The organism is Methanobrevibacter sp., from assembly GCF_045646205.1.
In the GTDB taxonomy this organism is placed as follows: Archaea; Methanobacteriota; Methanobacteria; order Methanobacteriales; family Methanobacteriaceae; genus Methanocatella.
The window spans coordinates 36,121-50,913 of sequence record NZ_JAZRKF010000064.1 but is presented as its reverse complement, the minus strand read 5'-3'; the positions used below and the strand labels follow the sequence as shown (position 1 = coordinate 50,913).

Here is a 14,793-nt window from a genome sequence, read left to right as displayed (position 1 = left end):
ATTAACTTAAAATCTATTCTACAATTTTAATTGTGTTACCGTTCCAGATTGAGGAATAATATCCGTCATCAATCATTCCGAATAAGAAGAAATCACTGAATCCAACAGGGAACTGTTGACCGATTTGTACAAGACCGTTAGCATCAGGATAAGCACCATATGGTGTATCATTATATACAATTATACCATAATGCTCGCCTGTAATTGGAGCGCCGGTTCTTTTCTGAGTTAAAATGAACTGGAATGGCTGACCGTATTTAATAGTTGAGGATACTAACTTAACACTAGGTGTAACTCTTACTTTAATAAGGTTAGATGCTCTGCATCCTTCAAATTCGGTGGTAATAATATAATTACCTGGTTCTAAATTAATGGTTAAGGAAGCAGTACCGTTTTCATTACTGGTTCTTTGATATATTACACCATTGATATTGAAAGTTAAAGGCTTGTTTTTAGCTAATGAGCCATCATTTTCATGAACTTCTACAGTGTATTTGGTACCGGAATTGAACTCCATGGAAATATTTCCGCCGGACTGTGAATTTTTAACTACGATTTTATTTAAAACTTGAACTGTGTTAGCTTTATTTTCTTTAGTAACAGGATTAATTGCAGTTAAAATGTAAGTTCCAGGTTCTAAATTAATATTTAATTTAGCAGTACCGTTTTCATTAGTTTTACGGTTATAGAAAACACCATTAATATTAAATGTTACTTCAGTATTAGCTAAAGGATTACCTTGACTGTCGGTGAAATTAGCATAATATTGAGTATCGTTTCTATAATATTTTTTAACGTCTTTTGCATTAATTGAAGATAAAACTGTTATATTATTTGCCGTGGTTTCACCGTTATATCCGCTTACTGCAGTAATAACATAGGTTTTAGGTTCCAAATTAATATTTAATTTAGCAATACCATTTTCTTTTGATGTACGGTTATAGAAAACACCGTTAATATTGAATGTAACAACAGTATTAGCTAAAGGATTACCTTGACCGTCCATTACAAGAATTTCATATTGGGTATCATTTCTATAAGTTTTAACAAGGTCATCTGATTTTAAAGTTGATAAAACTGTGACTTTGTTAGAAGCTGTTTCGTTAGTTGAAGGATTAATTACACTAATAGTATAATTTCCGGCATTTAAATTAATAGGAAAAGTAATAGTACCGTTTTGATTAGTGGTTCTTGAATAATTTCCACCATTAATTGTAATAGGTATTTTCTGAGCTATTAATGGGTTTCCTTCACCATCAAAGAAAGTAGCCTTGTATTGAGTATCATTCTTATAATATTTCACTAAATCACTAGATTGGATAGAAGAAGTGCCATTTTCATCACCTTCAGGAGTAGAATTCTGAATTAAAGTGTCTGCACTGCCTTCATCGATAGAAATAACATTTGAATCTAAATCCTCACTAATGATATTCGTTCCATTATCAGCTATTTCTTCAGCACTTATGGAAGAAATAGAAAAAATAGCTAATAGGATAATTGTAATTAAAAAAATATTTTTAAATTTCATAAATATCACTTACAAATTATGAGTAATGTAATTTATACATTTTATTATTATATAAAGATTTTTCTTAATTTGAAAAAAATAAAGAATTAATTTGGTATTTTTAAGAAAAAGAAAAATTATTTAAAAAATAAAAAATTTAAAGAAAAGAAATGAAAATTTTATAAATTCTCAGAAATTCTGTCTTTAATAATATCATATAATCTTGTATCGATACCGAGAGGGTCTGTCAAGATTATTTCACCATCAAATTCAAAGTCTTCCTCTTCATCGTCATGATGGTGGTGATGATGTCCGTGATCGTGTCCATGGTCGTGCCCATGGTCATGATGGTGGTGATGATGTCCATGAGCATCTTCTTCATTAAAATCGCTTTCAATTCCAAGCAATGATGGAATATCCCTTTTAGTGTGAAGTCCATGAGCAACAAATACAGGAACAACAATAATTTTTTCTAATTCGTTATCTTTAGTTAATTTATTAATAGTTTCAGGAATTCCCGGCTTTCTAATTTCCATAAATCCATATTCAACAATAGCATTTGGGAATTCTTCTTTAAACATTTCAGTATAAGCTTTAATTACTTCTTCACCATCATCTAATCTACTACCGTGGCTTAAAAGTAAAATACCAGTTTTTTCATCAATCATAATAACAACTCTTTTTTTATTACTATTAATTTATAATTAAAAATATTTAAAGGTTGTTTAAAATATGAAAAATAAAAAGTTAATAATCATAATGCACTATTAACTTTCTTAACTAAAATATCGATTAAAATATCATCCGCTTTGATTGGTTCGGGATATAATATCTCTCCATCAAAGTCAATGGACGTTAAATCGTGGTGATGATGCTCATGGTCGTGACCATGTTCATGGTCATGATGGTGGTGATGATGCTCATCCCCTTCTTTTAATCCCAATATTGTAGGAATGTCATTGGTCGTGTGAACGCCCGGAGCGATGAATACCGGAATAACAATTAACCTTTCAATTTCATTTTCATTAAGTAAAACGTCAATAGCTTCAGGTATGCTTGGCTCTTCCAATTCCATGAATCCAAAATTACATGAATAATCTGTGGTTTTTTCAAATTTAGAAAAGAGTGCTGAAGTAAATTCCTTATTGTATTTAAGTCTGCTTCCATGAGAAACAATCAAAACTCCAGTTTTAGCATCTTTTTCCAATTCGGATTCAGCCAATACTTCATCGATTCTTTTATCAATGAACTTCAACAAATCATCATCCGGTCCGATAGCAGACAACAATTCAATTTCACCATCAAAATCAACATCATCAGCAATGGACAGATAATGATTTTCAGGATAATTGCCATCAGGACATCTTGGATCTACTTCTAAAGGTTCTAAACCTAAAAGTATTGGAATATCAATTTTAGTGTGAATTCCCGGTGCTAAAAAAACAGGTAATGCAATAATCTTATCTAAATTTTCAACTTCATCTTTTAAGTTTTCAACTGCGCCTGCAATAGTAGGTTCTGAGACTTTCATATAACCCACTTCTGTTGAAAAGCCAGTTTTTTTAATAAATTTATTTTTAATTTCATTAAAAGTTACTTCACCAAAAGGTAAAGTACTTCCATGACTAATAAGTAAAATTCCATAATTATTTGACATAATAATAATATTAAAAATAGTATTATTTAAAAGTAGTTATTAATAAAAATAGAAAAGTTATAAGGAAAGTATTAACTTCCCTAAAAAAAGATTATTTGATTGGCTTGAATTTGAATCCGTATGAAATAACACCATCAGGTCCATCTTCTGAAATTCTTCTAAAGACCATTTCTACCGGATCGCCAATTTCAATTTCATCAACATCACAATCAACAAGCTGTGAAGTTAATTTTGCACCTTCTTCCAATTCAATAACTGCAACAGCATAAGGTGCAATTTTTTTGAAATCATCCGGAGGTGACCTAATAACTGAATAAGTATATATTTTTCCTTTACCTGAAAATTGGAAAGGTTCTAATTTTCCTTTTCTCCTACAATTTGGGCAAACAACACGGGATGGGAAAAATACATCACCACATACATTACATTTTGTACCAACAAGACTGTATCTTTGTTGTATATGACGCCACATTCTAACAGTATCTGACATGGTATCCTCCAAATATTTTTTAATTATTACTAATTATTAACGCTATAATATAAAAAATTAACCTATATTTAGCACTTTTGAAATTTTCATATATAAAGGGTGTAAAAAATCACGCAGTCGCACTTCAACAATTAATATAAAAAATATTGTTCCAATTTTATTTTATGTATTTTAGAATAGATAATCGAGGAAATATAATTACCGGAACAACGCTTATTTTAGTAGCTTCGCTTATATTGATGGTAATTTTTATCATGAACAGTATAAATTACCTGGAAAGTGAAAATATAAATTCAATCTCTAGTGATAACTTCAAATATATCATCAAGGACTACAATAACAATTTAGGCCAGCTTGGAAAGGATTCACTAGCTGAAGAAACGGAAAAAGTATATTTTTCACATATAGTTCATGACAGTAGAGGAGACGTTAAAAAAATATTGAATAAAAAGCTGAAGACAGTCAATGAAGAGTACAGACAAAAATATGGAATTGACATCCGCTCGGATGTCATATCAGTGGAAAGTACAGACAGTCCATGGAAAGTTTTGTTTAAGGTTCGTGTTAAAGCAGATAAAGATTCAGAACAGTTCAATGGAATTCTTGAAAGTAACTGCTCAATTGAAGGATTGAAAGACCCTCTTCCATATGCCAAATTACCTAAAATTTACTATAACATAAATAATGACGGCAATAAAATCCATTATTTTGAAGGCCTTTCACAGTATTTGCGTGCCCATAACATAAAATCATATGAGTCATACATTCTAGCAACATCGCCGCTGTATATTAAAAAATGCCCATATGATCCCTATATTCATCATGGGGACGGAAATACATTAAAAGAGTGTTTAAAACAGGGTTATTTCCATGAAAGTGCAGACGGAAGCTGTTATTTATGCAGAATTGAAGGAAAAGGAGTTTGTCCTCATTACGGAATGGAAGTCTTTATTCAACCTCATACACCGCTTACAAATGAAAGCGTATCCTGCTCTGACCATGTCGTATTTCACGACCACTACACAGGAGAGAAACTTAACAAACTGGACATCAACAGTCTGATTTTAGACAATTCGCATGCAAAAAAATATGGGTTGGTTCATGATGGATAATAATGGAAATTTTACACTTGAAATACTTGTTGTGGGAATGATAATAATACTGATTTTAGGTATTATTTCTGTTGCATCTGAAATCTCACAAGAAAAAATTTCTAAAAGTGTAGAAAACAACAATATTGAAAAAACAATTTCAGAAGTTGCAGACAGTTTAATAAATGACCCTGGAATGCCAATAAATTGGGAAGACTTTAAATCAAAACGTGTTGGACTTGCCATCATTAATGAAGATGAAACGGTGATTCCAAACAGTGTATCGTACTTTAAATTATTGGAACTTGGCAGAGATTACGAAAATTTGGTTACAAAACGCATATTCAATAATAAGTTTGACTCATCAATGGAGCTGACACCCTATGAGACATCCATTTCAAGTGTAAAAATAGGCTCGAACAATGTTCAGAGCAACAATGTTTTCAGTGTAAATCGTGTAGTGAAATGCGACTTTTTCAAAAAATATGTTATATGTGACTTTCTAAATGACGGAAAATGCAATCACAATCATAACCAAAAAGATCATAGCTGCAATTACTTTAAAGTATTTAAGGGAAATCTTAAAAAAACGGATTATTATTTGCTTTTAAATGACAATGAAAAACTTGAAAACAAATATTCGATTGACACTACCCATTTTAAAAGTTACAATTCTAAAAGCATATCCAATACAAAAATTTATTTGAATAATGAATTGAATGGATTATTTGAAGCTAATGAAACCAGTTCTGTAGTTTTTATTCACTTTGACAAGAAAGATACTAAAGCCGTTTTGGTAGGCGTTCCAAAGGATTTTGATAAAAGCAAACTGAAATACAATTACTTTACAACACAAACATGTGATTTTGTCATTAAGGCTTGGAGCTAAATTAATGCTCCAAGTATTAAAAGTGAAACAGCAATAAGTGTCAAACTAGAAATAGCGTCTGTAACACTTGTAGAAATTGGAATAACGATATTATCCGGGTCCAAATCCCTGTTATATGAGGTGATTGAAATGAAATATACAACAAATATCATCAATGTTAGAAGCATGAAACCGGAAATAGTAGAAATTGATATTATGTTTACAAAACCAACACCGGTTAATCCCAAAATATCAGTTGAATCCTCAGCTATGAACCCAATCAAAGGATACATTACAACAGCCAAAATATAACAGATTAAAAAGTTATGGATACTTTCACCGGTTGGCCTATTTACTGGTTCAATTAAACCATAATGGAGACCTGAAGATAATCTTGCACTTAAAATACTTATTAAACTACCGCTTACACCTGAAAAGAGCGGTAACAATGTAAGTAAACTAGGATTGGTCAATAATGTTTCAACGGAACTGTTCAATATTCCTCCTGCTGAAACTCCTAAAAGAGAACATACAAGTAAAACAGGTGCGGACTGATAAATAATCTTTTTAGATTCTTCACCTCTTTTGATAGTATAAATTAATGCCATAATGATTAAAATAACTATTATAATAAAAATAATGTCTTTAATTAACAAATAATTATTCAAATATGTTAAAATATAAATAGAAGCAATAATTGCAGGCAATGTGAACAAATCACCGACAGCAGCAATGATTGGAGTTGTAACATTGTCCGGATCCCAACCATGATTAAAGCTTTTAAATGAAATTAACATAGTAATAGGAAGCATTATTAAATTAGAGATAACTCCTGCAATGACACTGATTAATATCAAATCTATTGTTGAAATGGATTCATAATGGAATAGTATACAGAATAATTTTGCTATAATAGCTAAAAACATTGATAATAAAAGTGTTAAAACAAAAGAAGAAATAATATTATCATTTAACTGTTCTGAAAACTCAAATTTAGGAGATATCATACCGATGTGTAAATTTGTTGAAAGCCTTGATGCAAAAGATCCGAAAATGTTTCCTCTCATACCGATTGCACCAGGAATTATAACAAGCAAACCTGGAAATGTCTCAAGGAAAAAGGTCATGTTTCCTAAGATAATTCCAGCGAATAAATCTCCTAATGCACAAATTAAAAGTGCTAAAAAACTTTCTTTTATTACTGAACTATGTTCTGAAATGAAGTCTGGAAATGAAGATAGTGAACTGCGAATCTTCTTCTTTTTTGTTTTCACACATATCACTACCTTTAATCATAATATCACTTCTTAATCTTCATCTTCTAATTCTTCTGGAATATCTTCAAATGAACAAGCTCCAGATGCCAATTTTCTTAAAAGTTCTGCACCTTCGTCTGTTCCTTTTAAAAGTAAAATATCATTTGGAAGAATCATGGTATTTTTATCTGGACCATAAATCCAGGATTCTCCTCTTCTAATTGCGATTACACGCATTCCTGTACGGTTTGCTAAAAATAGTTCTCCTAAAGTGTTATTTGATAAATCTGAATTTTCAACTACACTAATTCTTGCAATCATTTTGTCAGATTCTTCCATAACCATTTTAAATACAGGGTGTGGTTTGATACCTTTGATTACTAAATCAGCCAAATCTTTTGCAGCATTTGCCATACTTTCAGCGGCTTCTGCAATTTCAAGCAGTGCAGTTAATTTTTCAGCATCCTCATATGATCTGGCTGCAACCAGCGATTCGGTTTTAATCTGATAATTCATTGCATTAACCCTATTTTCCAAGGTTAATACCTCTTCAGCAGCATCAATGCTATTGAATAAAACTGCTGAGTAAGCTAAATCTACCATTAGCTCCGACATATTTTTCATTTCAATTAAAAGATTTTTAATCGACATTATATTCCCTCTTATAAGTCTCTTGGATTATTATTTAATAAACATGCTCTTCTTAATTTTAATAAGGTTTTTTTCTTAGCTTTCAAATCGTCAACGTCTTCTAAAACTTCTTCTATAGGTCCTCTGATACATTCAACAACTTCTTTTTGATGAGGCCATGTGCATTCCTTACAGTTCCAGACATTTTTACCCTTTATCCACTCTCCACCGGTTGATGAATCACCGCATGGATAAAAAGGACAATAACAGAAGTCACAGTATTGACCGTCCCAGTGGCATGGATAGAATTCACATTCACGGTTAGGACCATGTGCCACTTCACCATTCAAGAATTTTTCATAATGATTTCTTGAAAGTTCGTGAATTGGGGATCTTATTACATAACCTCTTGGAGTTATTAGTTTACCATCCTGAACATAAGTTATATCATTTCCAACTATTAACGTACAGGACATGTTAACGATGTCTTCGGTTAAATCTTTAACTTTAACTACAGTTTCTTTAGCCGGTTCATAAGTACTATCTACAATACCTATTAACGCATCTTCACCTTTAACATCCAATACACATTGTTTAAATCTTCTGAAAGGTTCCTTACGGGTTTTACTAATAGGATTATAAATAGCCACTATCAAATTAGCTTCAAGAGCATATTTTAACTTTTTTTCAATTTCTGATAATGGAGTTAAAATATTACTTAAACTGATAGCTGCAAAATCATTTAAAGGAGCTCCTAATTTTGATGAGGCATAATTAAGAGCAGAAACACCAGGATAGACTTTTACATCAATGTCATCATATTTTGAAAGGATCTGATATAAGACATTTGCCATTCCAAATACCCCAGGGTCTCCTGAACTGATTAATGAAACCGTTAGGCCCTCTTTACTTTTTTGAATTGCAACTTCAGCTCGAGCTATTTCATCACCCATACCTTTTTTCAGGATTTCCTTACCTTCAATCAAATCTTCAATCTGGTTAATGTACTTTTTATAACCAATAATAACATCAGACTCTTCAATGGCTTTTATAGCTCCTAAAGTCATGTTTTCTCTATTCTGACCTATTCCAATCACATTAATCATATTATTACCCTAAAACAATTTTAATACAGAATCTACCTTTATAGTACTTGTGTCAACAACTAGTTCACCGCTTTTATATGAACCAACAGCTGAAACTATCACTTTGTATGAAGGATCTTGGCTGATAACAATTTGTCCTGAAGTTGAATTTGGTGCCGCATAACCTAAAGCTTCAATAGTAAGATTCATTTTATCGTTTTTAGTGTCATCATAAGTTGTTGCATTCATTGAATCAACATTAACACCATCAACATTCGACAGCTCCTCCATCTTAAGCGCCACATCCTTATGATTTGTGAAATTAATAGGAGTTGGGTCTTTAATTAACACTTGATTTACATGTTGAGGACTGAAAAATCCGGTTATCTGACCAACCTGCATATCTATCAAGCCCTTAACATCAGGAACTTCAGCTGTGACAATTGTATATGAACTAAATAATCCTATCTCAAAAAATATTATAAATAATACGATTACTAGTAATATTCTAAGTATTTTTCCCATATAATCACATCTTTATATAATATATTAAATTTATTTTTAATCTATAATAAATATAACTAAAATTTGAATTTAATGTTTTTAGAGAAAATGAATTGAAAAGTTTACACTTGAAATCCATGTCATGGAAAAATTTCCCAAAGATATTTTTACCGCCTTTTTGAAAATAACCTCCCCAAGAAATTTAACCTTCCCATATTCTCAAAGTTTATAAGCATTGAAAATAAAAATTTTAACTAATATGACAAAGAACATCTTACTTAAATTTGCAAAAAAAGGAATTAATTTATCACCTGATGCTTACGCTAAAGTAATGAAATCAGATAATCCAATTAATTTTGCTTCTGATTTAATCGTTAAGTTAAAAAGCAGTGATTTCAAGCCTGCAGATTTAATTTCTGTCAGTGGAGAAACTATAGATAAAATTACGGGAAACGAAACTTCCCAATCAGGTGAGGATACTTCCGAAAGCGAAGAGACAACTCCTGAAAAAGAAGATTCAATAAAGCCTAAATCAAAATTAGATATTTCCGAGGATAAAGAAAAGTCATCTTCCAGTGAAGGTATTGTAAAAATGGAAGATTCGGAAAAAGTTGAAGATGCCAATGTCGAGTTTAAGAGAAACCAGGAAAAAATTAATGTTGAATATGACTTTGAAGTCATCCAGGACAGTTCCAACAAATCCTACACAAGCGGAGAAATCGGGGATTTGATTACATATTTCCAGTCAAGGTATGAAAAGTTAAGCAAGATTCTAAAGCAAAGACCTGACTTGAAAATGACAACTAAAGTTGCAGATATTGAAGACGGCCAGACTACTTTAAATTTAATATTGATGGTTAAGGAAATCAGATCCACCAAAAACGGACACAGATTCGTTGAATTTGAAGACGATACAGGAAGCATATCAATCTTATTCTCTAATAAAAATGAAGAACTGTTTGCAGAAGCCGAAAAGCTCGTGAAAGACGAAGTTGTGGGTGTCATTGCAAATAAGGATAACGATTTTGTAATTGCTAATCAGCTGATTTATCCGGGCGTTACAAGAATTCAGGAAAAAGAAATGGACTTTGGAGTAGTGTTCTTATCCGATGTTCACATTGGAAGTCTGACATTTCTTGAAGATGCATTTCAAAAGTTCATTGACTGGATTAACTGCGAATACGGTAATGAAGAGCAAAGAAAAATCGCTGAAGACATTAAATATCTCATTATTGCAGGTGATATTGTTGACGGTATCGGTGTTTATCCAAACCAGGACAAGGAATTATCCATTAAGGATATCCGCCAGCAATATGATGAGGCCGCAAGATTTTTAGGAAACATCAGAAGTGACATTAAAATTATCATTACTCCGGGAAACCACGATGCTTCAAGACTGGCAGAACCACAGCCTGCTGTTCCTGAAGAATACGCAAAATCATTGTATAAATTAAACAATGTTGAATTTGTAAGTAATCCTGCTGTAGTGTCTCTTGACGGCATTAAAGTATTAATATACCACGGAGAAAGTTTCAATGAATTGCCTATGGCTATTAAAGGACTTTCATATGAGAAAAATGAGCTTATGATGGAAGAACTTTTAAGAAAAAGACATTTGGCTCCAATTTATGGTGAAAGAACTCCTTTAGCTTCTGAATTAGAGGATTATTTAGTTATAGAACATGTTCCTGACATATTCCATACAGGACACATTCACATTAATTCCTATAAAAAGTATAATGGAATCCACATGATTAACTCAGGTACATTCCAGACTCAGACAGATTATCAGAAAATTAAAAACATTGAGCCTACTCCGGCTCAGGTTCCTGTAATTCATAAAGGACAATATAAATTATTCAGATTTATCGATTAAGTGATAATATGCAAGATAACGTTTCAAAATTAATAAAAGTGTGTAATAAACTCTACGACAAACAGTTGGCTTCAGGAAAATCAGGTAATGTAAGTATCAGACTTGATGATTATATTGCCATTACTCCCACATTAAAAGCCATTAACGGCTTGAATGAAGATGATATCGTTTTAGTTGATATGAATAGCAATACTTTAACTAAAGGTAATCCTTCTTCTGAAGCGGGAATGCATCTGGCAATATATAAAAAAAGAAGCGACGTTAATGCTATAATTCATACTCATTCACCATATACTACAGGATTTGCTTTCAGCAACAAAAAGATCAAAAGACTGGAAGGTTTCGGTCAAATAAAAAATCCTTATATAGCAAGCATAGAATATGAAGAGCCTGGAAGTGAAGAGCTTGCCTTAAAGGCATCTGAGGCTATTGAAAAAGAGGATGTTCTTATTTTAAAAAATCATGGTGTTATCTGTGTTGGCGATGATTTAGATGAAGCAGAATCACTTGCAATTTTCATTGAAGAGTCTGCTAAAACTCAGTTTGTTTCTTATATGTTAAATTCAGTGAAAGATATTGAATAATATCTATTCATCTGAATCTTTTCTTCTAGCTTCGTAACCTTCATTAATCATTTTTAAAATTAATCCGGATAATGAAGTATCTTCACGAATAGCCATAATTTTAAGTTCTTTTTTCAAATCACTAGGTAAATTTATTGTAGTTTTACTTACATCTGACATAATATATAGGTTTATTTATTATCTTAATATATATTTTTCTATAAACTAAATATTCGATTAATCACAAACAATAAATATAAGATTAAACATATATTTTTATATTATATTTAAAACTATTTTTAAATAATTTTTGAGGAGGAGTTTTATGAGCAATCAAAACATTGATGAAGTATGTGAAATACTTGACTACATTATGAATGAAAACAGTGTTCCACGTAACATTAGAGAGGCTGCTAACGAATCTAGTCAACTCTTAAAAGATGATGAAAAAGACCAATCAGTAAGAATAAGTACTGTTTTAGGAAAACTAGATGAAATTAGTAACGATCCAAATATCCCTGTTCATGCAAGAACTTTAATCTGGGAAGTATTATCTAAATTAGAAGCTATCTAATTTATTTAATTATTTTTTTTATTTCGAAAGAGCTACAGAAACCGTAACACCATCAAAAGCTGTTTTTTTATATATTAACTTTGAATCGAATCCTGCTGTAATTAACGCTGAAGGTTCACATACACCTGGAATGCCGAATTTTGACATTACAAAGTCAGATTTTTGAATGTCTTTAGATTCAAATAATCCCAACTTATCCAATTCAACAAAGTTAACCGGAATATCTAATTTTTCTGCTAAATCCAATATTCCCTGTTCATCCTTTTTAATTTCAGCAGATGATAACATGTTGATTCTGGATTTATGAATTTTTAAATCATTTAAAACAACATCAATAGCTTCATTAATCTCTTCACAGCTTTTACCACGCCTGCATCCAATACCAAATACAATGTTGCGCGGTCTTAAGATTATTGTATGATTATCGCATTCTACTTCTATTTCACCATCATTAATCCTGCTTGAAAAATAAATTGAAACATCCATTTCAAGTGTATTATTATTTAAATAATCAAATAAATAATCATAATTTCCATTGCTGTTTACTGTAAATGAGACTTCTTTTCCTTCCAAAATGGATTTGTTGAAATGTAGGATTTCTTTTGTATTGTCAATTGATAAATATAAGTCTTTAGCTAAAACATCAATACCCAGCTTTTTATTTACATCAGTTGATGTTGTAATTACCGGCGTTGCACCTATTAAATCAGCGACCTTTACAGTTAACTTATTGGCTCCTCCAAGATGGCCTGAAAGCATGCTTATAACAAAGTTTCCATTGTCATCAATGTTTAAGATAGCAGGATCTGTGGTTTTTGATTCGAGCAAATGTGTTATGCTTCTGATTAAAATGCCTGAAGCCATGATTGCAATTATGGCATCATATTCATAAAAAAGCAAATTGAAGGCATTCTTTACATCTTTATGATATATATCACATTTTATTATTGTAGAATCTTTATCTAATAATTCTTTTAATTTAAAAGACAAATCATAACCTTTTTTTGATACAGACAAAATAGCTATCTTCATATTATCACATAAATTAAACTTAATATAATTAATATTGTCAAGGTAAATAAAATAATCGTTAATTTTGATAAATTTACAGCTCGGGTAATGTCATTCCTGTCAATGCTTTTGTTGGCATCACCTAAAATGTAAGTATCTTTTTTTATCAGCTGTATATTCAATGCACCAGCTGTAGTTGCCATTGTAAAACCTGAATTCGGACTTGGACAATTTCTTGCATCTCTTTTCATTATTTTATAACTGTTTTTACCATCCAAACTCAAGAGATAAGCAGAAATAACAACATAAATTCCTGCAATACGTGCCGGAATATAATTCAAAACATCATCAAGCTTTGCAGGGAAAAAACCGATGTTAATCAGTTCATCTGTCTTATAACCAAGCATTGCATCTAAAGTGTTGGACATTCTATAAAGCATTGGAATTAACAGTAAATAAAACAACTGATTATTGAATGGTTTTATTAAAATGACTGCTGCAAAAACAGTATAATAAAAAATTGGAGCAATATAAGAATCAGTGATGTTTTCAGTCAAGCTTTCAATAACGGCTGAAACAATAAAGCTTTCGCTCAGTTCTTCAGTGTTTCTGCTGACAAGATATGAAACAGATTTTCTTGCTTTATCAAGACTTTCATCTAAATCCTTTTTAACATCAACAGCTGTCTTTAAAAGCATATTGATTGAATATGTTGATGATAATAAAATAACAAAAACAATAAACAACAATATAACATTGATTTTTGAAATTGAATAAATAATGAATAATATAATAGTAATAGTAACAGCAGTGCATAATGTCAGTAAAAAACCAGACATTCTGTTTTTATATTTAATGAAAATATTTTTAAAAAACGATGTGATTGATCCTATTATTACCACAGGATGAATTCTTGTTGGCAGTTCACCAAAAATAACATCAATTGCAAGTGAAAACAACAGTCCTAATGTAATAAACAAAAATAAATTAAACGAAACAATATCATTTCCATAAAATGACATTAATGTATTATAATCAATCATAATTTATAAAATGTTTTTATATATTAATTAATATATTCTTTTCCATATGATTTAAAATAAATATTAAATATAATAAAAAAATAAATATTTTTATTTATTATTAATTTATTAAAGTGATAAAATGATTAAAGAAGAAACTATTAAAGATTGGATAGTCGATGAAGGAATATTCAGAGAAAAGAAATTAGATGATAATGCAGATTTTCACTACATTGTAGAATTTCCAAAAGATAATATCATGGATGTTGTAAAACCAAGAGAAAAAGATTTTATAGTCATTGCTTGTGCCACTCAGGTTTCACCACAACATCTGGAATTGATGAACAATACTTCTCCAAAGGAAAGAAGCGAATTTTTACTTGACGTAAACATGGAAATAAATAAATTTTTAGTTGACTGTCAGTTAGCTATTGATCAAAACACTAACTTATTACAACAATATGTTATTACCTATCAGATATTTAATGACGGCGTTACTAAAAATTCATTATATGATGCTTTAAAAAGAGTATTTAAAGCTAAAATACAATGTGTATGGTTAATTGAAAAGACATTTGGTACTATTAATAACGTTCCTGCTGAACCTTCAAATGAAAATTCAATGTTCATCTAGAGAGAGACAGAGATGTATTGCAAGT

Annotated in this window: 17 protein-coding genes; 6 read left to right on the top strand and 11 right to left on the bottom strand. The window is 30.8% G+C overall.

Features of this window, described 5'->3' with window-relative positions:
* Positions 1 to 13 precede the first annotated feature (13 nt).
* From ACKI44_RS11350 to ACKI44_RS11335, 4 genes are all read right to left on the bottom strand, one after another.
* Positions 14 to 1,528 (bottom strand): adhesin, encoded by a 1,515-nt coding sequence (locus tag ACKI44_RS11350; RefSeq protein WP_407424464.1) that lies wholly within the window; start codon positions 1,526 to 1,528, stop codon positions 14 to 16.
* 158 nt (positions 1,529 to 1,686) lie between these two features.
* Entirely contained in the window at positions 1,687 to 2,175 is a 489-nt protein-coding gene (gene cfbA / locus ACKI44_RS11345; RefSeq protein WP_407424462.1) for a sirohydrochlorin nickelochelatase, read from the bottom strand.
* Positions 2,176 to 2,261: 86 nt separating this feature from the next.
* On the bottom strand, positions 2,262 to 3,164 hold the full coding sequence (gene cfbA / locus ACKI44_RS11340; RefSeq protein ID WP_407424460.1) for a sirohydrochlorin nickelochelatase: 903 nt from the start codon (positions 3,162 to 3,164) through the stop codon (positions 2,262 to 2,264).
* A gap of 91 nt (positions 3,165 to 3,255) precedes the next feature.
* Positions 3,256 to 3,654: a Zn-ribbon domain-containing OB-fold protein gene (locus tag ACKI44_RS11335; RefSeq protein WP_407424458.1), complete on the bottom strand. Its 399-nt coding sequence runs from the start codon at positions 3,652 to 3,654 to the stop codon at positions 3,256 to 3,258.
* A 254-nt stretch (positions 3,655 to 3,908) separates the two neighbouring features.
* Here ACKI44_RS11335 and ACKI44_RS11330 point away from each other — a divergent pair, with 254 nt between their 5' ends.
* Positions 3,909 to 4,766: a hypothetical protein gene (locus ACKI44_RS11330; protein WP_407424455.1), complete on the top strand. Its 858-nt coding sequence runs from the start codon at positions 3,909 to 3,911 to the stop codon at positions 4,764 to 4,766.
* Complete coding sequence (locus ACKI44_RS11325; RefSeq protein WP_407424453.1) at positions 4,756 to 5,634, top strand: hypothetical protein; 879 nt, start codon at positions 4,756 to 4,758, stop codon at positions 5,632 to 5,634. Before ACKI44_RS11330 ends, ACKI44_RS11325 begins: the two co-directional genes overlap by 11 nt.
* Here the strand turns inward: ACKI44_RS11325 and ACKI44_RS11320 are convergent.
* Genes ACKI44_RS11320 through ACKI44_RS11305 form a run of 4 tightly spaced genes read right to left on the bottom strand, consistent with a single transcriptional unit; the run spans position 5,631 to position 9,109 of the window.
* Positions 5,631 to 6,887 carry a magnesium transporter gene (locus ACKI44_RS11320; RefSeq protein ID WP_407424451.1) on the bottom strand — a complete coding sequence of 419 codons (1,257 nt, stop codon included), beginning with the start codon at positions 6,885 to 6,887 and terminating at the stop codon, positions 5,631 to 5,633. The two genes, ACKI44_RS11325 and ACKI44_RS11320, sit on opposite strands and share 4 nt — an antisense overlap.
* 33 nt (positions 6,888 to 6,920) lie before the next feature.
* Entirely contained in the window at positions 6,921 to 7,520 is a 600-nt protein-coding gene (locus ACKI44_RS11315; protein WP_407424449.1) for a potassium channel family protein, read from the bottom strand.
* A gap of 11 nt (positions 7,521 to 7,531) precedes the next feature.
* Positions 7,532 to 8,605: a precorrin-3B C(17)-methyltransferase gene (gene cobJ, locus ACKI44_RS11310; RefSeq protein ID WP_407424447.1), complete on the bottom strand. Its 1,074-nt coding sequence runs from the start codon at positions 8,603 to 8,605 to the stop codon at positions 7,532 to 7,534.
* Positions 8,606 to 8,614: 9 nt separating this feature from the next.
* On the bottom strand, positions 8,615 to 9,109 hold the full coding sequence (locus ACKI44_RS11305) for a hypothetical protein (RefSeq protein WP_407424445.1): 495 nt from the start codon (positions 9,107 to 9,109) through the stop codon (positions 8,615 to 8,617).
* Between the two features lie 238 nt (positions 9,110 to 9,347).
* Here ACKI44_RS11305 and ACKI44_RS11300 point away from each other — a divergent pair, with 238 nt between their 5' ends.
* Both ACKI44_RS11300 and ACKI44_RS11295 read left to right on the top strand, forming a co-directional pair.
* Positions 9,348 to 10,964, top strand: coding sequence for a DNA-directed DNA polymerase II small subunit (locus ACKI44_RS11300; protein ID WP_407424443.1), 1,617 nt, complete (start codon positions 9,348 to 9,350; stop codon positions 10,962 to 10,964).
* Positions 10,965 to 10,972: 8 nt separating this feature from the next.
* Positions 10,973 to 11,548 (top strand): class II aldolase/adducin family protein, encoded by a 576-nt coding sequence (locus tag ACKI44_RS11295; protein ID WP_407424441.1) that lies wholly within the window; start codon positions 10,973 to 10,975, stop codon positions 11,546 to 11,548.
* A 3-nt stretch (positions 11,549 to 11,551) separates the two neighbouring features.
* On the opposite strand, the gene ACKI44_RS11290 is transcribed toward ACKI44_RS11295, so the two are convergent.
* Positions 11,552 to 11,707: a Met repressor gene (locus ACKI44_RS11290; protein ID WP_407424439.1), complete on the bottom strand. Its 156-nt coding sequence runs from the start codon at positions 11,705 to 11,707 to the stop codon at positions 11,552 to 11,554.
* A 145-nt stretch (positions 11,708 to 11,852) separates the two neighbouring features.
* Here ACKI44_RS11290 and ACKI44_RS11285 point away from each other — a divergent pair, with 145 nt between their 5' ends.
* Positions 11,853 to 12,101 carry a UPF0147 family protein gene (locus tag ACKI44_RS11285; protein ID WP_407424437.1) on the top strand — a complete coding sequence of 83 codons (249 nt, stop codon included), beginning with the start codon at positions 11,853 to 11,855 and terminating at the stop codon, positions 12,099 to 12,101.
* Between the two features lie 18 nt (positions 12,102 to 12,119).
* Here the strand turns inward: ACKI44_RS11285 and ACKI44_RS11280 are convergent, their stop codons facing one another.
* Both ACKI44_RS11280 and ACKI44_RS11275 read right to left on the bottom strand, forming a co-directional pair.
* Positions 12,120 to 13,133 carry a cobalt-precorrin 5A hydrolase gene (locus tag ACKI44_RS11280; RefSeq protein WP_407424435.1) on the bottom strand — a complete coding sequence of 338 codons (1,014 nt, stop codon included), beginning with the start codon at positions 13,131 to 13,133 and terminating at the stop codon, positions 12,120 to 12,122.
* Complete coding sequence (locus ACKI44_RS11275; RefSeq protein ID WP_407424433.1) at positions 13,130 to 14,155, bottom strand: cobalamin biosynthesis protein; 1,026 nt, start codon at positions 14,153 to 14,155, stop codon at positions 13,130 to 13,132. The genes ACKI44_RS11280 and ACKI44_RS11275 overlap by 4 nt, the downstream gene beginning before the upstream one ends.
* 121 nt (positions 14,156 to 14,276) lie before the next feature.
* Here ACKI44_RS11275 and ACKI44_RS11270 point away from each other — a divergent pair, with 121 nt between their 5' ends.
* A complete protein-coding gene (locus ACKI44_RS11270) occupies positions 14,277 to 14,768 on the top strand; it encodes a DUF2299 domain-containing protein (protein WP_407424431.1) in 492 nt (163 codons plus the stop codon).
* Positions 14,769 to 14,793 lie beyond the last annotated feature (25 nt).